Origin of the sequence: Endobacterium panacihumi (assembly GCF_050847465.1) — a bacterium.
GTDB lineage: Bacteria > Pseudomonadota > Alphaproteobacteria > Rhizobiales > Rhizobiaceae > Neorhizobium > Neorhizobium panacihumi.
Map to the genome: position 1 here is coordinate 1,278,189 of NZ_JBOZRA010000001.1, position 15,759 is coordinate 1,293,947.

A 15,759-nucleotide genomic window follows, 5' to 3' on the forward strand; every position below is an offset into this window, starting at 1 on the left:
CTTGGCGCCATGGTGGACGATCTCGTCCGGCGTGCCGCGAAATATGCATTCAAAGCTCAATAGACATTGCTCGACAGTTCAGCAGATCAGGAAAGATTATGAAGTTCTCGGTACTCAACGTCATCGCTCTCACGACCCTAGGCGTTTTCGGCGCCAATGTCGCTTCGGCGCAGGAAACCGAACGCCACATCATGGCCGCCGGAGCAGGTTCAACCCAAGGCCTCATCGCCGAGGACATTGCCGGCCTCGGTGATCGATGCGGCATGCCGCTGAGCGTTGTTGCATCGAAAGGTGCGCTCGAGAGCTTCTTTGGTGTCCGCAACCGTCACAACACGCAGTTCGGCATCGTCGACGGTGATCTGCTGAACTATCTGAACAGCTACAAGACCGAAAACAAGGACGTCAAGGATGCCGTCCAGGGCATGCGCATCATGCTGCCGCTGTTTGATGCGGAGGTGCACGTGGTCGCACCCGCCGGTATCGACAACCTGCAGGACCTTCGCGGAAAACGCATCGGTGTCGGCGAAAAGGATAGTACCGCTTACCTGACATCGCAGCTGATGTTCGACATCCTGCGTATCCCGGTCGCGGAGCGGGTGACCGGTTCAACCGACGAAATGATCGAACTTTTGCGGCAGGGCGAGATCGACGCGATTATTCGCGTTGCCGGCGCCCCGGTTGAGGCTTTGGCCGACAAGCGGATCGATAACACGTTTCATCTTGTGCCGATTACCGACGAATTGCTGCGGGCAAGCTACAAGTCCGTCACCATTCCGGCAGGCACCTATCCCTATCAGAAGACCGCCGTGCAGACGGTGTCCGTGAAGACGCTGCTGATGACCTACGAATACGGGACGGGCAAAAATGCCTATTACAATACATCCTGCAAGGCGGTGGCCGATGTCACCAGTCTGATCGTCGACAATATCGACAAACTGCGACAGAGCGGGCATCCGAAATGGAAAGATGTCGATCTGACCGAGGTTCCCAAAGGCTGGGAAATCGGCATGTGCGTCCGCAAGGGACTGGATCCGAATTACAAAGTCTCCTGCAGCCAGGCAACGACCAGCGAAAATCAGGACTATCTCAATCTGCTGGGTGAACGTCTGAAACACTGACGATTGCCGAGTGTGGCAGATAACAAGAAAGGGCGCCGCGCGGCGCCCTTTTTCAATTGTCATATTGCGTCAAAGCTCAGTGAGCGAGTATCGACTTCGGCCTCAGTTCCCCTGAGGGCGCTCTGTCGAAGATACGCAGAACATTGTCACTGCGCAGCGGCTGCTCGCTATCATCATGCACGAGGTTCTGTTCCGAGACGTAGGCCACATATTCCTGCTCGTCGTTTTCAGCGAGCAGGTGATAGAAGGGCTGATCCCTGTCGGGGCGGATATCTGCCGGTATCGCGTTCCACCATTCTTCGGAGTTGGCGAATTCGGCATCCACATCGAACACGACGCCCCGGAACGGGAAAACCTTGTGGCGAACGACTTCGCCGATGGTGAATTTTGCGTTGCGTTGTTTCATGGCGCGAACTTCCTTTCGCAACATTATGTGGTCACTCCGTTCCCACGCTACAAGGGCAATGCCCGAGCTGGTAAAAGGCTCCCGAAAATGTGGAAATTCTTTGGCCTCTACTTCGCTTTCCCCTTGTTTGCTCCCTTGCTTGGCATCGTGGCCAGCACGACGCCGCCAACGACGAGCAGAATGCCGGCCGCGTGATAGGCGGCAAAGCTCTCACCGAGGAAGACGATCGCCATGACGATCGATACCGGCGGCATCAGGTATAGCGTGACGCCGGCTTGGGCCGGACCAAAGACGCGCACCGTCTGCTGGAAACAATAGAATGCCGCTAGCGAGGCAAAGGCTACCATGCCGGCGATCTTGGCCCAGTCCATGGGTTCATCCGGCATCGGGCCGCCGGTTACTATTTCATAGATGGTGGGCGGAAGCAGCACGAGGGCGCCGGACAGCGCGATGATGCCGAACAGCGACAGCGGCTTCAGCTTCTGCAGCGCCGGTTGGCGCAGCAGGATCGAGTAGATGGCGAATGAAATGGCCGCGATCAGAATGCCGAAATCGCCGATATTGAAATCAAGATGCAGCAGCGCGGAAAGGTCGCCGCGCAAGACGATGACAATGACGCCGGCAAAGGCGATGGCCATGCCCGCCAGTTCACGCGCGCCAATGCCGCGACCGGCAAACATCCATTGGAAGAGGATGATGAACAGCGACGAGGTCGTGTAGATCAGCGTGCCATTGGCAGCCGTCGTGTAGTTCAGCGACCAGTAGACCACGCCGCCGCAAATGCCCATGCCAAGAGCACCCAGCACCAGCCAGAGCCAGAAATGGCGGCTGACAAAAAACCAGGCGGCGCTACGGTCGGCCAGGATGAAGGGCAGGGTAACCAGCGTCGAACCAGTCCAGCGCAGGAAGGCGGTCGTATAAGGGGCGACATCGCCAATGATGCCGCGGCCGAAAATGATGTTGGTGGAAAAGAAAAAAGGAACGAGAGCAAAAATGACCCAGTCGAGCGGCCGGGCCGCATTGGGCTTTGTCTGGTCGGGCATGCTGCACCGGAAAATGAATTGATGGGATGTTGTGAATGCATAAAACGAAAAACGGCGGGATGAAAAATCCCGCCGTTTCCGGCATGCGGCCAAAACCGCATGCGTTATTGGGTCCGGCGGATCAGGCCGAATAATACATGTCGAACTCGACCGGATGAGGCGTCATTTCGTAACGCATCACTTCGACCATCTTCAGTTCGATATAGGCGTCGATCTGGTCGTCATCGAAGACGCCGCCGGCGGTCAGGAACTTGCGGTCACGATCGAGGTTTTCGAGCGCTTCACGCAGCGACGCGCAGACGGTCGGGATCTTCTTCAGTTCCTTCGGCGGCAGATCGTAGAGATCCTTGTCCATGGCCTTGCCCGGATGGATCTTGTTCTTGATGCCATCGAGGCCGGCCATCAGCATGGCGGCGAAGGCCAGATACGGGTTCGCCAGCGGATCCGGGAAACGGACTTCGACGCGCTTCGACTTCGGACCGGTGCCGAACGGAATGCGGCAGGAGGCCGAGCGGTTGCGTGCCGAATAAGCCAGCAGGACCGGCGCTTCATAACCCGGAACCAGACGCTTGTAGGAGTTGGTCGTCGGGTTGGTGAAGGCGTTGATGGCCTTCGCATGCTTGATGATGCCGCCGATGTAATGCAGGCAGCTTTCCGACAGGCCGGCATATTCGTCGCCGGCGAAGGTCGGCTTGCCGTCCTTCCAGATCGACTGGTGTACGTGCATGCCCGAACCGTTATCGCCAAAGATCGGCTTCGGCATGAAGGTTGCCGTCTTGCCATAGGCATTGGCGACCTGATGGACGACATACTTGTAGATCTGGATCTTGTCGGCGTTGCGCACCAGCGTGTCGAACTTCACGCCCAGCTCGTGCTGAGCGGCGGCGACTTCGTGGTGATGCTTTTCAACGACCACGCCCATTTCCGACAGAACCGTCAGCATTTCGGAACGCATGTCCTGCAGGCTGTCGATCGGCGGAACCGGGAAATAGCCGCCTTTTACGCGCGGACGGTGGCCGAGGTTGCCGGTTTCGTAGTCGGTATCGTCGTTGGACGGCAGTTCCGACGAGTCGAGCTTGAAGCCGGTGTTATAAGGATCGGCCTTGTATTTGACGTCGTCGAACACGAAAAATTCCGGCTCGGGGCCGACGTAAACCGTGTCACCCACGCCGGACGCCTTCAGATAGGCTTCGGCCTTCTTGGCGGTGCCGCGCGGATCGCGGTTATAGGCTTCGCCGGAAACCGGATCGAGAATGTCGCAGATGACGACCATGGTCGACTGCGCGAAGAACGGGTCCATGTGGACGGTCGCCGGATCGGGCATCAGCACCATGTCCGACTCGTTGATGGCCTTCCAGCCGCCGATCGAGGAACCGTCGAACATGACGCCATCGGCGAACATGTCTTCGTCCACGGCGACAACGTCCATGGTGACGTGCTGCAGCTTGCCCTTGGGATCGGTAAAGCGCAGGTCCACGAACTTGACGTCGTTTTCCTTGATCTGTTTCATGATGTCGCTTGCGGTCGTCATGGGATCTTTCCTTGGGTGTGAGACTGATGAGGTGCCGGTCCTTGGATGGACCGGGCGTTCTTAGATCGCGTCGATGCCGGTTTCACCGGTGCGGATACGGACCACTTCTTCCACGTTCGAAACGAATATCTTGCCGTCGCCGATACGTCCAGTCTGGGCCGCATTGCGGATGGCATCGATGACCGCCTCGACATTCTCGTCTGCGAGCACGACCTCGACCTTCACCTTTGGCAGAAAATCCACCACATATTCCGCACCGCGATAAAGCTCGGTATGACCCTTCTGTCGGCCAAAACCCTTTGCTTCCGTCACGGTGATGCCTTGCAGGCCGACTTCCTGAAGGGCTTCCTTCACCTCGTCGAGCTTGAAGGGCTTAATGATCGCTTCGATCTTCTTCATGAAAAAATATCTCTCCGCTTCTCCCTGAGAGCAGGCACTCCCCGCTTTGCCTTGATAAAGCAGGTATCATGCCAATCCAAGGGCCACGACGTGTTAAATATCCTAGCCTTAGGCGAGGGCGAGAGCCAAGGGCATTATTATTAGGCACTGAGGGAGTGCATTTGGTTGCGACAAATGGCGCATCCGCCGATGCCGGATATCGCTGGCCAATGAATTCGTGAAAACGGAAATCAGCATCTGTCGTCATTTTGTGCATTTGACCGTTTTTGCGCCATCCAAACCGAAAAATATCGATTGTGTTCGCCGGACAAGTCGAGTGAGATCATGGCATGATCGATCTCAGCACGCACATCTTCACGCCACAGCAAATGACCGCCGTCGATGCTGCATCGGCCGCATCGGGCATTCAGTCCTTCGACCTCATGGAAAGAGCCGGCCAGGCCGTGGCGGCAACAGCGCTGCGACACTACCCTCAGGCGCGACGTTTCGTGGTGTTATGTGGCCCTGGCAATAACGGTGGTGACGGATATGTGGCGGCGCGTGCTCTCTGCGACTCTGGCGCTGCTGTCGACGTTTTCCAGATGGCAGAGCCGACGACTCTAAAGGGTGATGCCAGACGTGCCGCATTGACAAGCCCGATAGAAGCGAGGCCGCTGAACGAATACGGCCCCGACGTCGGTGATGTGATCATCGATGCGCTTTTTGGTGCCGGTCTGTCGCGTGATCTGTCGGATGATGTTCAGCAGCTTGTCGCCAGAATCAATGATGCCGGCCTGCCCGTCATCGCAGTCGATCTGCCTTCCGGTATATGTGGTCTTCGCGGCAAAGTGTTGGGCAACGCGCTGCAAGCCGCCCGCACGATCACCTTCATGGCCATGAAGCCCGGCCACCTGCTCATGCCGGGGCGAACATTCTGCGGTGACGTTGAGGTTTTCGATATCGGCATTCCGCATCGGATCCTTTCCGCACATGCGGGTGATATCCAGAAAAACGCCCCATCCCTCTGGGCGTCGCGGTTGCCGTTATTGGCGGGCGAAACCCACAAATACAAACGCGGTCATCTGGTCGTGTTTTCCGGTGGCGCTTCTCATACGGGGGCGGCTCGTCTGGCCGCGACAGCAGGATTGAAATGCGGCGCCGGACTGGTGACTGTGGCGGTTCCGCAAGAGGCTATTGCCGTCACTGCCGGCGCCCTGACGGCGGTGATGGTGCGGCAGGTGGAGACGCGAGCCGAACTGACCAATTGGCTGGATACTGCAAAAATATCGGCCTGCGTGCTCGGCCCCGGCTTTGGAGTCGGCGAACGGGCAATGGATTTTGTGTCGGCCCTGACCGAAAAACCGCTGGTGCTGGATGCCGACGGGATCACTTCGTTCCGGGACGACCCTAGCCTTCTATTTGATGCGTTCACTGTGGGGGAAACTCGACTGGTGCTGACGCCGCATGAGGGCGAATTTGCGCGACTGTTTCCTGATATCGCCGCCGACGAAACCCTTGGCAAGGCGGACAAGGCGAGGGTGGCGGCAAAGCGTTCCCATGCGGTGATCGTCTACAAGGGCGCGGACAGCGTCATCGCCTCGCCGGATGGCCGCGCCTATATCAATGCCAATGCGCCGCCCTGGCTTGCCACCGCCGGATCCGGCGACGTACTGGCCGGCATGATCGGCGCATTTTTGGCGCAGGGTGTCCCCGCATTCGAAGCGGCGGCAGCCGGCGTCTATCTCCATGGAGAGGCGGCATTGAAGGCCGGACCGGGCATGACGGCCGAAGATCTGGCTGAGCATGCCCATACTGGCCTCACCTGACAGTCTATAAACTATTTCAGCAATTCAGCCATGGCCATCGCGCCCTGTGGCGCATTCACCTTGCCTTCGTGGATGAAGAAGGCAAACACGTCGCGCGGTTGTTTTTTCACCTTGCGACCGTCATCCACCAGCGTCAGATCGGCCGGCACATCGCCGGCAGCCCACGTTTTCAGGCGGTCTGCCCAGGCGTTCATGTCGTTATCCGCATAACAGGTCGGAATATCGTCCGATCCCTTTTGCAGGCGCGCATAAACGAAATCGGCCGTGACATCCGCGATCATTGGGTAATCGAAATGATCGGCGCAGACCGGAGCGATATTGTATTTTTGCAGTAGCGCCACGAATTCCGGCACCTTGAAACTGTCGTGACGCACTTCGACGACATGACGAAGCGGCAAGCCTTCCAGCTTTTCCGGCAGCAGTTTCAGAAAAGCTTCGAAATCATCCGGCTCGAACTTTTTGGTCGGCGCAAACTGCCAGAGAAGAGGGCCAAGATGATCGCCCAGTTCGACCAATCCCTGATTGAGGAATTTATCAATCGATTCAGAGGCCTCGGCGAGGATCTTGCGATTTGTGGTGAAGCGGCTGGCTTTGAGCGAAAAGATAAACCCATCCGGCACTTCCGATGCCCATTTGGCAAAGGTTTCAGGCTTCTGCGAACCGTAATAGGTGCCATTGACCTCGATGACGGAAAGCTTGCCGGAGGCATATTCAAGCTGGCGTTTCTTCGCCAGCTTTTCGGGATAGAACGCGCCTTCCCAGGCGTTAAAAGTCCAACCGCCGATACCGGTGCGAATGGTTCCCGATGTGCTCATTGATGCCTCCCGTTGAGATCAGCAAAATGGTTGTCTATTATAATTCCTGTCTAGCATCGAAAGGCGGACCGATGACCATTGTGACAGTACCCAAGGCGGATACCGCATTGTCCGATCTCGTTGCCCGCGCCGAGGCCGGGGAGGAGATCATTCTGGCCCGCGGCGATACACCGGTGGTGAAACTGGTGCCTGTCGAAAAACAAAAGCGCGTCGTTGAAGGCTATGGCCGTTTCGCACATCTGCGCGATCAATTGTCGAGCGTCGATATACTGGCCCCCGTGATGTCCGAAGAGGAACTGGATGCATGGGAAAACAAGCCCCTTTTGCCCGACATTAAAGACCGATGAACGCCCTTCTCGACACGCACGCGCTGCTTTGGTGGCTCGGCGCGGACAAGGAATTGAGTACCAACGCCAAGGCCGCTATCGAGAACGGCGACAATCAAAGATTCATCAGCGCCGTCACAGCATTCGAGATTGCCAACAAATTCCGCCTCGGCAAACTTCCCGGCGCCGGGCCCATTCTCGAGGCCTTCGACAACATTCTGGAACGCGGCGGCTTCAGTCTTCTGCCCGTCACTGCGGCACATGCCAAACTCGCCGGCGAAATGCCCGGCAAACATCGCGATCCCTTTGACCGTCTGCTTGCCGCCCAGTGCAAGCTCGAAAACCTCACACTTCTCACTGTCGATGCCGCATTCGAGGAATTCGGCATCGACATCGTCTGGTGACGGCGGATTACTCCGCCGCCTCAACCTTCCTGGCCGGCCGGCGCTCCAGCAAGTCCTTGAGGAACTGGCCGGTATAGGACCGCTTTTCCTTGACGACCTGTTCGGGCGTGCCCTGCGCGACGATCTCGCCACCGCCGGTGCCGCCTTCGGGGCCGATATCGATGATCCAGTCGGCCGTCTTGATGACTTCGAGATTGTGTTCGATGACAACGACCGAATTGCCTTGGTTGACCAGTTCCTGCAGCATTTCCAGCAGTTTTGCGACGTCATGGAAATGCAGGCCGGTGGTGGGCTCGTCGAGGATGTAGAGCGTGCGGCCGGTGGAGCGTTTCGACAGCTCCTTGGCCAGTTTGACGCGCTGCGCCTCGCCGCCCGAAAGCGTGTTCGCCTGCTGCCCGACCTTGATATAACCGAGACCAACCTCGAACAGCGCCTGCAGCTTGTCGCGCACTGCCGGCACGGCAGAGAAGAACTCGACGCCTTCCTCGACCGTCATGTCCAGCACGTCGGCGATCGACTTGCCCTTGAAATGCACGTCCAGCGTTTCGCGATTGTAACGCTTGCCGTGGCAGACGTCGCAGGTGACGTAGACGTCCGGCAGGAAGTGCATCTCGATCTTGATGACGCCATCGCCCTGGCAGGCCTCGCAGCGGCCGCCCTTGACGTTGAATGAAAATCGGCCCGGCGCATAACCGCGCGCCTTGGCTTCCGGCAGACCGGCAAACCAGTCACGGATCGGCGTGAAGGCACCGGTATAGGTGGCTGGATTGGAACGCGGTGTGCGGCCGATCGGCGACTGGTCGATATCGATGACCTTGTCGATATGCTCGAAACCGTCGATGCGGTCGTGTTCCGCCGGGATTTCCCGCGCGCCCATAACGCGGCGAGCGGCAGACTTGTAGAGCGTCTCGATCAGGAAGGTGGATTTTCCGCCGCCCGAAACGCCGGTTACGGCAGTGAAGACGCCTAAAGGCACCGAGGCGGTCACGTTCTTGAGGTTATTGCCGCGGGCGCCAACGACCTTGATTTCCTTACCTTTCTTGGGCTTGCGACGTTCCGCTGGCACGGCAACGCCGAGCTCACCCGACAGATATTTGCCGGTCATCGATTTCGGATTGGCCATGACCTGTTGCGGCGTGCCTTCGGCAATAACCTCACCGCCATGGATGCCGGCGGCGGGGCCGATATCTACGACGTAATCAGCAGTCAGGATCGCATCCTCGTCATGTTCGACGACGATGACGGTATTGCCGATATCACGCAGGTGTTTCAGCGTTTCGAGCAGGCGGGCGTTGTCGCGCTGGTGCAGGCCGATCGACGGTTCGTCGAGCACGTAAAGAACGCCGGTCAGGCCGGAGCCGATCTGCGAGGCGAGCCGGATGCGCTGGCTCTCACCACCCGACAGCGTGCCGGAATTGCGCGACAGGCTCAAATAATCGAGGCCGACATCGTTGAGGAACTGCAGGCGTTCGCGGATTTCCTTGAGGATGCGGACGGCGATTTCGTTCTGTTTGCTGTTCAGGTGTTCCGGCAGGGCCGAAAACCAGTCACGTGCCACCTTGATCGACATTTCCGTGGTCTGGCCGATATGCAGCTTGTTGATTTTCACCGCCAGCGCTTCCGGCTTGAGGCGATAACCGGCGCAGGCAGGGCAGGGCGCTGCCGACATGTAACGTTCGATTTCCTCGCGCGCCCAGGCGCTGTCGGTTTCCTTCCAGCGGCGCTCGAGGTTGGGCACGATGCCTTCAAACGTCTTGGTGGTCTTGTAGGAACGCGCGCCATCGACGTAGTTGAATTCGATCTTTTCTTCCGTGCCCTTCAGGATCGCCGTCTGCGCATCCTTCGACAGCTTTTCCCAGCGGTCGGAAAGCTTGAACCCAAAGACCTTTCCGAGGCCTTCGAGCGTCTGGTTGTAATAGGGCGACGAGGATTTGGCCCAGGGCGCGATGGCGCCATCCTTCAGCGTGCGGCCGGGTTCCGGCACGATCAGGTTTTCATCGACCTTCTGCTGCGAACCGAGACCATCGCAGGTCGGGCAGGCACCAAACGGATTGTTGAACGAAAACAGGCGCGGCTCGATTTCCGGAATGGTGAAACCGGAAACCGGGCAGGCGAATTTTTCCGAAAACAGTACACGCTCATGCGTTTCATTGAGCGACTTGTTGGCGGAGCCGCCTGCAGCCGTTTCATTGGCGGGCAGGGGCTTGTCGGCAAATTCCGCGACAGCCAGACCATCGGCCAATTTCAGCGAAGTCTCCAGGCTGTCGGCGAGGCGCGCGGAAATATCGGAGCGTACAACGAGACGATCCACAACCACGTCGATATCGTGCTTGTATTTCTTGTCGAGCGGCGGCACGTCGGCGATCTCGTAGAACTGACCGTCGACCTTCACGCGCTGAAAGCCCTTTTTCATCAGTTCGGCGAGTTCCTTCTTGTACTCGCCCTTACGGCCACGGATCATCGGCGCAAGGATATAGAGGCGTGTGCCTTCCTCAAAATCGAGAATGCGGTCGACCATCTGGCTGACGGTCTGGCTTTCGATCGGAAGCCCCGTGGCGGGCGAATAGGGAACACCAACGCGCGCGAACAGAAGGCGCATGTAGTCGTAGATTTCGGTGACCGTGCCGACCGTCGAACGCGGGTTGCGCGAGGTCGTTTTCTGCTCGATCGAAATGGCCGGCGACAGACCTTCGATCTGGTCGACATCCGGCTTCTGCATCATTTCGAGGAACTGGCGGGCATAGGCCGACAGGCTCTCGACATAACGGCGCTGGCCTTCCGCATAGATCGTGTCGAAGGCAAGCGATGATTTGCCCGAGCCGGACAGGCCGGTCATCACGATCAGCGAATTGCGGGGCAGGTCGAGATCGATGCCCTTCAAATTGTGCTCGCGCGCACCACGTATGGATATAGTCTTGAGTTCGCTCATCGTCATGCCTTTGGGGAGGCCCATCTGGGAGGATTTGAAGGCCCTTATGTAGTCATGGATATCCGTCTGTCGAGGCGAAACTGGCGCAAAGGCCTGCTGTTCCGACTCCGTTGACAGGAGTATAGGAATAAAATAGAACAAATAAAGAACAAAATTCAATCCGCGTGAACTAGGTGTCTCGTGCCCGGTTGAGCCTCGAAGGGGCAGATGCCGGAAACTGTGGATGCGGGAAAAGGGGAGGTCGCGCCCCGCCCGGCCTATGGTCTATGCTAGGCGCATCGGTTTTTCGCCGCGGTGGCGGCAGAGTTAAGGTGAAAAAATATGGCAGGTAGCGTCAACAAGGTGATCCTGATCGGCAACGTGGGTGCCGATCCAGAAATCCGTCGGACCCAGGACGGTCGTCCGATCGCCAATCTGCGTATCGCGACGTCAGAAACCTGGCGTGACCGCAATTCCGGCGAGCGTAAGGAAAAGACGGAATGGCACACGGTCGTCGTTTTTAACGAAGGTCTGTGCAAGGTCATCGAACAGTATGTGAAGAAGGGTGCCAAGCTCTATATCGAAGGCGCGCTGCAGACCCGTAAATGGCAGGACCAGCAGGGCGCAGATCGCTACTCGACCGAAATCGTACTGCAGGGCTTTAACTCCACCCTGACCATGCTCGATGGTCGAGGCGAGGGCGGTGGCGATCGTGGCGGCTTCGGCGGCGGTCGCGGCAGCTCGGCCGGCGGCAATGATTATGGTGGCGGTGGCGACTTTGGTGGCGGTTACGGCGGTGGCGGAGACGATTACGGTCGTCCGTCCGGCGGTAGCGGTGGCGGCAACCGTGGCGGCGGCCAGCCTTCCAGTGGCGGCGGTGGTTTCTCCCGCGATCTGGATGACGATATCCCGTTCTGATGATGAGGCGCCGCGAGGCGCCTTTTTCATGCATGAAACTCGCAAGGAAATATTCAGATGACGCAGACGGACGGCCCGGCATCGCAGACCGGCAAAAGCCTCAAACAGCCCGCCACGTGGCGGATCGTGCTGGCCTTCATCCTGGACTTTTTCAGCATTTTCTGGATTTCCGGCCTTATCGTGGCAGCCTTGTTCGGCGGCATGACCGAAAACGGCTTCAACCTGAACGGCCCGCCGGCGCTTTTGTGTTTTGCGCTGATGATCGCCTATTTCGTCATCTTCAACCGCTATCTCGGTGGCACGATCTGGAAACGTATACTGAAGGCCAAACGGACAGACCGCTGAGTGCATCACCCAGCGGCATGACCTGACGGCATGCAGTCGATCAACCCTCAGAGATTGAAGGCAGAGCGGATACCGTCAACCGCGAACTGCACCGAGAGTGCTGCCAGAATGACGCCGAGCAGTCGTGTCAGCAGCGCGCGACCGGTGATACCGAGAAAGCGGTCGAGGGCAGGGGCAATCATCAATGCTGCAAAGACCGCGAGCATGGCGACACCAAGGACGGCGATCAGGATGGCGCGATCGAGCGGCGCGCTGAAGCTGCCGGCGAGAAGCACGGTGGCGGAAATGGCGCCGGGGCCGGAAATCAGCGGCAGTGCCAGCGGGAAAATAGCGATATTGCGGATGTGATCCACGGTGACAGCCGTCTCGGATGTCTTTTCCTTGCGGTCGTTGCGACGTTCAAAGATCATTTCGAAGGCGATCCAGAACAACAGCATGCCGCCGGCGATGCGGAAGGCCCCCATGGAAATGCCGAGGAAACCCAGCAGTTGCGCGCCGACCAATGCGAACCCTGCAAGGATGCCGAAGGCGGTGACCGTGCCGAGCATGGCGACATGACGGCGCTGGGCGGCATCCATGCCGACGGTGAGGCCGACGAAAAGCGGCGCAAGGCCCGGCGGGTCGAGCGTGACCAGCAAGGTCGTCAATGCATTCAGGATCGTGTCGATTGTCACCATTTCAGCAATGTTCCCGCATGCTTGCCGTTAAACTGAAAGCTTGTTAGGACAGGTTCAGCGTGGAGAAAACCCCATTTGCGGGCAATCTCCACAAACCGCGATGGCTGATGTCGTCGATAAGCCGCAAAAGCCTGTTCACAACAGGTTCCAAAATTGGCGTTGGCGGTCGCCTTCCGCTATAAAAACGTCAACTGATTCCGAACAGGATCCTAACCGATTTGACTGATCAAAGCACACCCGGCGGCGGAAAGCTGCCACCAGGCATCGAACCCATTTCGATCATGGAGGAAATGCAGCGGTCCTACCTCGATTACGCGATGAGCGTTATCGTCAGCCGCGCGCTTCCCGACGTCCGCGACGGCCTCAAGCCGGTCCATCGCCGTATTCTTTATGGCATGTCCGAGCTCGGCATCGACTGGAACAAGAAATACGTCAAATGCGCCCGCGTAACCGGTGACGTGATGGGTAAATACCATCCGCACGGCAACACGGCGATCTACGACGCGCTGGCGCGTATGGCGCAGGACTGGTCTCTGCGTCTGCCGCTGATCGACGGTCAGGGCAACTTTGGTTCGATCGATGGCGACCCGCCGGCGGCCGAGCGTTATACCGAATGCCGCCTTGAAAAGGCTGCCCATTCGCTGCTCGACGACCTCGACAAGGAAACCGTCGATTTCCGCGACAACTACGACGGCACGTTGTCGGAGCCGGTCGTGGTTCCGGCAAAGTTCCCGAACCTTCTGGTCAATGGCGCAGGCGGCATCGCCGTCGGCATGGCGACCAACATTCCGCCGCACAATCTCGGCGAAGTCATCAACGGCTGCATCGCGCTGATTGATAACCCGGCTATCGAACTGCCGGAAATGATGGAAATCATCCCGGGTCCGGACTTTCCGACCGGCGCGATGATTCTTGGCAAGAACGGCATCCGCTCCGCTTACGAAACCGGTCGTGGTTCGGTGATGATGCGTGGCGTCGCCACGATCGAACCGATGCGCGGCGATCGCGAGCAGATCATCATCACCGAAGTTCCCTATCAGGTGAACAAGGCGACGATGATCGAAAAGATGGCCGAACTGGTCAAGGACAAGCGCATCGAGGGCATTTCGGACCTGCGCGACGAGTCCGACCGCCAGGGTTACCGCGTTGTCATCGAGCTGAAGCGCGATGCCAATGCCGACGTCATCCTCAACCAGCTTTACCGTTACACGCCGCTGCAGACCTCCTTCGGCTGCAACATGGTGGCGCTCAATGGCGGCAAGCCGGAACAGCTGGCGTTGCTCGACATGCTGCGCGCCTTCGTGTCCTTCCGCGAGGATGTCGTTAGCCGGCGTACAAAGTACCTTCTGCGCAAGGCGCGCGAACGCGCCCACGTCTTGGTCGGTCTGGCGATTTCGGTTGCCAATATCGATGAAGTCATCGCGCTGATCCGCAAGGCGCCCGATCCGGCGACCGCCCGCGAACAGCTGATGACCCGCCGCTGGCCGGCGCATGATGTCGAGCCGCTGATCCGCCTGATCGACGACCCGCGCCACAAGATCAACGAGGACGGCACCTACAACCTCTCGGAAGAGCAGGCGCGTGCGATCCTCGAACTGCGTCTGGCCCGCCTGACCGCACTCGGCCGCGATGAAATCGCCGACGAGTTGAACAAGATCGGCGCCGAGATCAGCGATTACCTCGACATCCTGTCCTCGCGCGTGCGCATCCAGCAGATCGTCAAGGACGAGATGTCTGCGGTGCGTGACGAATTCGGCACGCCGCGCCGCACCCAGATCATGGATGCCGGCCTCGACATGGACGATGAAGACCTCATCGCCCGTGAAGACATGGTCGTCACCGTTTCGCATCTCGGCTATATCAAGCGCGTACCACTGACCACCTACCGCGCCCAGCGCCGCGGCGGCAAGGGCCGCTCCGGCATGGCGACCCGTGACGAGGATTTTGTATCGCGCCTGTTTGTGGTCAACACGCACACGCCGGTCCTGTTCTTCTCCTCGCGTGGCATCGTCTACAAGGAAAAGGTCTACCGCCTGCCGATCGGCACGCCGCAGTCACGCGGCAAGGCTTTGATCAACATGCTGCCGCTGGAAGCCGGCGAACGCATCACCACGATCATGCCGCTGCCCGAGGACGAAGCGACCTGGGAAAACCTCGACGTGATGTTCGCAACGACGCGCGGTACGGTTCGCCGTAACAAGCTCAGCGACTTCGTTCAGGTCAACCGCAACGGCAAGATCGCCATGAAGCTCGAGGAAGAGGGTGATGAAATCCTCTCCGTCGAAACCTGCACTGCGCCCAACCAGGATCTCTCCATTCCGGGCGATGACGTGTTGCTGACGACCGCACTCGGTCAGGCGATCCGTTTCCCGGTTGATGAAGTCCGCGTATTCGCGGGCCGCAATTCGATCGGCGTACGCGGCATCTCGATGGCCGATGGCGACCGCATCATCTCGATGACCATCGTCAACCACGTCGATGCCGAGCCGTGGGAGCGTGCTGCCTACCTCAAGCGTTCGGCTGCCGAGCGCCGCGCTGCCGGTGTCGATGAGGACGATATCGCTCTGGTCGGCGAGGAAGTGGTGGAAGAAGGACAGCTGTCCGACGAACGCTACGAATACCTCAAGGGTCGCGAGCAGTTCGTTCTGACCGTCTCCGAAAAGGGCTTTGGCAAGCGTTCTTCCACCTACGACTTCCGTACCTCGGGTCGTGGCGGCAAGGGTATCCGTGCCACCGACACTTCGAAGACATCGGAAATCGGCGAACAGGTTGCTCTCTTCCCGATCGAGGACAAGGACCAGATCATGCTGGTCACCGATGGCGGCGTTCTGATACGCGTGCCGGTCGACGGCATCCGCATCGCCAGCCGCGCCACCAAGGGCGTCACCATATTCTCCACCGGCAAGGGCGAGAAGGTCGTGTCGGTCGAGCGTATCAGCGAGCCGGAAGGCGAAGAGGAAGAGGGCGACGTGCCGGGTGAAGTCACCACCGAGGCGGGCGCCATCAGCGAGACGCCGGAAGGCGGAACCCCAGAGGGCGACGCCCCGAACGAAGAATAAGAAGC

The 15,759-nt window shown here is 58.8% G+C and carries 14 protein-coding genes; 7 read left to right on the forward strand and 7 right to left on the reverse strand.

The genetic code is table 11. The annotated features are described in order from the left end of the window. Positions 1-98 precede the first annotated feature (98 nt). The gene (locus ACRQ1B_RS06365; protein ID WP_432292799.1) at positions 99-1,118 is read left to right on the forward strand and encodes a TAXI family TRAP transporter solute-binding subunit; all 1,020 of its coding nucleotides are present in this window, start codon (positions 99-101) and stop codon (positions 1,116-1,118) included. A gap of 76 nt (positions 1,119-1,194) precedes the next feature. Here the strand turns inward: ACRQ1B_RS06365 and hspQ are convergent, their stop codons facing one another. From hspQ to ACRQ1B_RS06385, 4 genes are all read right to left on the reverse strand, one after another. Then, entirely contained in the window at positions 1,195-1,524 is a 330-nt protein-coding gene (gene hspQ, locus ACRQ1B_RS06370; protein WP_432292800.1) for a heat shock protein HspQ, read from the reverse strand. Positions 1,525-1,631: 107 nt separating this feature from the next. Continuing rightward, positions 1,632-2,567 carry a DMT family transporter gene (locus ACRQ1B_RS06375; RefSeq protein ID WP_432292801.1) on the reverse strand — a complete coding sequence of 312 codons (936 nt, stop codon included), beginning with the start codon at positions 2,565-2,567 and terminating at the stop codon, positions 1,632-1,634. A 121-nt stretch (positions 2,568-2,688) separates the two neighbouring features. Further along, on the reverse strand, positions 2,689-4,098 hold the full coding sequence (gene glnA, locus ACRQ1B_RS06380) for a type I glutamate--ammonia ligase (RefSeq protein ID WP_432292802.1): 1,410 nt from the start codon (positions 4,096-4,098) through the stop codon (positions 2,689-2,691). Between the two features lie 60 nt (positions 4,099-4,158). Continuing rightward, positions 4,159-4,497, reverse strand: a complete 339-nt coding sequence (locus ACRQ1B_RS06385) for a P-II family nitrogen regulator (protein ID WP_006727717.1) — start codon at positions 4,495-4,497, stop codon at positions 4,159-4,161. A 329-nt stretch (positions 4,498-4,826) separates the two neighbouring features. Between ACRQ1B_RS06385 and ACRQ1B_RS06390 the strand changes: the two genes are divergently transcribed. After that, positions 4,827-6,302, forward strand: a complete 1,476-nt coding sequence (locus tag ACRQ1B_RS06390; RefSeq protein ID WP_432292803.1) for an NAD(P)H-hydrate dehydratase — start codon at positions 4,827-4,829, stop codon at positions 6,300-6,302. Between the two features lie 11 nt (positions 6,303-6,313). Here ACRQ1B_RS06390 and ACRQ1B_RS06395 read toward each other — a convergent pair whose 3' ends face one another. After that, positions 6,314-7,117, reverse strand: coding sequence for a DUF72 domain-containing protein (locus tag ACRQ1B_RS06395; RefSeq protein ID WP_432292804.1), 804 nt, complete (start codon positions 7,115-7,117; stop codon positions 6,314-6,316). Positions 7,118-7,188: 71 nt separating this feature from the next. Here ACRQ1B_RS06395 and ACRQ1B_RS06400 point away from each other — a divergent pair, with 71 nt between their 5' ends. Together ACRQ1B_RS06400 and ACRQ1B_RS06405 are read left to right on the forward strand one after the other, a co-directional pair. Then, the gene (locus tag ACRQ1B_RS06400) at positions 7,189-7,464 is read left to right on the forward strand and encodes a type II toxin-antitoxin system Phd/YefM family antitoxin (protein WP_432292805.1); all 276 of its coding nucleotides are present in this window, start codon (positions 7,189-7,191) and stop codon (positions 7,462-7,464) included. After that, positions 7,461-7,847: a type II toxin-antitoxin system VapC family toxin gene (locus tag ACRQ1B_RS06405; RefSeq protein WP_432292806.1), complete on the forward strand. Its 387-nt coding sequence runs from the start codon at positions 7,461-7,463 to the stop codon at positions 7,845-7,847. The genes ACRQ1B_RS06400 and ACRQ1B_RS06405 overlap by 4 nt, the downstream gene beginning before the upstream one ends. Positions 7,848-7,854: 7 nt before the next feature. Here the strand turns inward: ACRQ1B_RS06405 and uvrA are convergent, their stop codons facing one another. Further along, positions 7,855-10,776 carry an excinuclease ABC subunit UvrA gene (uvrA, locus tag ACRQ1B_RS06410; protein ID WP_432292807.1) on the reverse strand — a complete coding sequence of 974 codons (2,922 nt, stop codon included), beginning with the start codon at positions 10,774-10,776 and terminating at the stop codon, positions 7,855-7,857. Positions 10,777-11,097: 321 nt separating this feature from the next. On the opposite strand from uvrA, the gene ACRQ1B_RS06415 reads away from it, so the two are divergent. Both ACRQ1B_RS06415 and ACRQ1B_RS06420 read left to right on the forward strand, forming a co-directional pair. After that, entirely contained in the window at positions 11,098-11,673 is a 576-nt protein-coding gene (locus tag ACRQ1B_RS06415) for a single-stranded DNA-binding protein (protein WP_432292808.1), read from the forward strand. 57 nt (positions 11,674-11,730) lie between these two features. Further along, a complete protein-coding gene (locus tag ACRQ1B_RS06420) occupies positions 11,731-12,018 on the forward strand; it encodes an RDD family protein (protein WP_432292809.1) in 288 nt (95 codons plus the stop codon). A 47-nt stretch (positions 12,019-12,065) separates the two neighbouring features. Here the strand turns inward: ACRQ1B_RS06420 and ACRQ1B_RS06425 are convergent, their stop codons facing one another. Further along, positions 12,066-12,695: a MarC family protein gene (locus ACRQ1B_RS06425; RefSeq protein ID WP_432292810.1), complete on the reverse strand. Its 630-nt coding sequence runs from the start codon at positions 12,693-12,695 to the stop codon at positions 12,066-12,068. Positions 12,696-12,913: 218 nt separating this feature from the next. Between ACRQ1B_RS06425 and gyrA the strand changes: the two genes are divergently transcribed. After that, complete coding sequence (gene gyrA, locus ACRQ1B_RS06430) at positions 12,914-15,754, forward strand: DNA gyrase subunit A (protein WP_432292811.1); 2,841 nt, start codon at positions 12,914-12,916, stop codon at positions 15,752-15,754. The last annotated feature ends 5 nt before the right edge of the window (positions 15,755-15,759 follow it).

What these genes read in the sequence shown, in the direction of transcription:
- ACRQ1B_RS06365 (WP_432292799.1), top strand. Translation starts at nt 99, where the DNA reads ATGAAGTTCTCGGTACTCAACGTCATCGCTCTCACGACCCTAGGCGTT.
- hspQ (WP_432292800.1), bottom strand. Translation starts at nt 1,524, where the DNA reads ATGAAACAACGCAACGCAAAATTCACCATCGGCGAAGTCGTTCGCCAC.
- ACRQ1B_RS06375 (WP_432292801.1), bottom strand. Translation starts at nt 2,567, where the DNA reads ATGCCCGACCAGACAAAGCCCAATGCGGCCCGGCCGCTCGACTGGGTC.
- glnA (WP_432292802.1), bottom strand. Translation starts at nt 4,098, where the DNA reads ATGACGACCGCAAGCGACATCATGAAACAGATCAAGGAAAACGACGTC.
- ACRQ1B_RS06385 (WP_006727717.1), bottom strand. Translation starts at nt 4,497, where the DNA reads ATGAAGAAGATCGAAGCGATCATTAAGCCCTTCAAGCTCGACGAGGTG.
- ACRQ1B_RS06390 (WP_432292803.1), top strand. Translation starts at nt 4,827, where the DNA reads ATGATCGATCTCAGCACGCACATCTTCACGCCACAGCAAATGACCGCC.
- ACRQ1B_RS06395 (WP_432292804.1), bottom strand. Translation starts at nt 7,117, where the DNA reads ATGAGCACATCGGGAACCATTCGCACCGGTATCGGCGGTTGGACTTTT.
- ACRQ1B_RS06400 (WP_432292805.1), top strand. Translation starts at nt 7,189, where the DNA reads ATGACCATTGTGACAGTACCCAAGGCGGATACCGCATTGTCCGATCTC.
- ACRQ1B_RS06405 (WP_432292806.1), top strand. Translation starts at nt 7,461, where the DNA reads ATGAACGCCCTTCTCGACACGCACGCGCTGCTTTGGTGGCTCGGCGCG.
- uvrA (WP_432292807.1), bottom strand. Translation starts at nt 10,776, where the DNA reads ATGAGCGAACTCAAGACTATATCCATACGTGGTGCGCGCGAGCACAAT.
- ACRQ1B_RS06415 (WP_432292808.1), top strand. Translation starts at nt 11,098, where the DNA reads ATGGCAGGTAGCGTCAACAAGGTGATCCTGATCGGCAACGTGGGTGCC.
- ACRQ1B_RS06420 (WP_432292809.1), top strand. Translation starts at nt 11,731, where the DNA reads ATGACGCAGACGGACGGCCCGGCATCGCAGACCGGCAAAAGCCTCAAA.
- ACRQ1B_RS06425 (WP_432292810.1), bottom strand. Translation starts at nt 12,695, where the DNA reads ATGGTGACAATCGACACGATCCTGAATGCATTGACGACCTTGCTGGTC.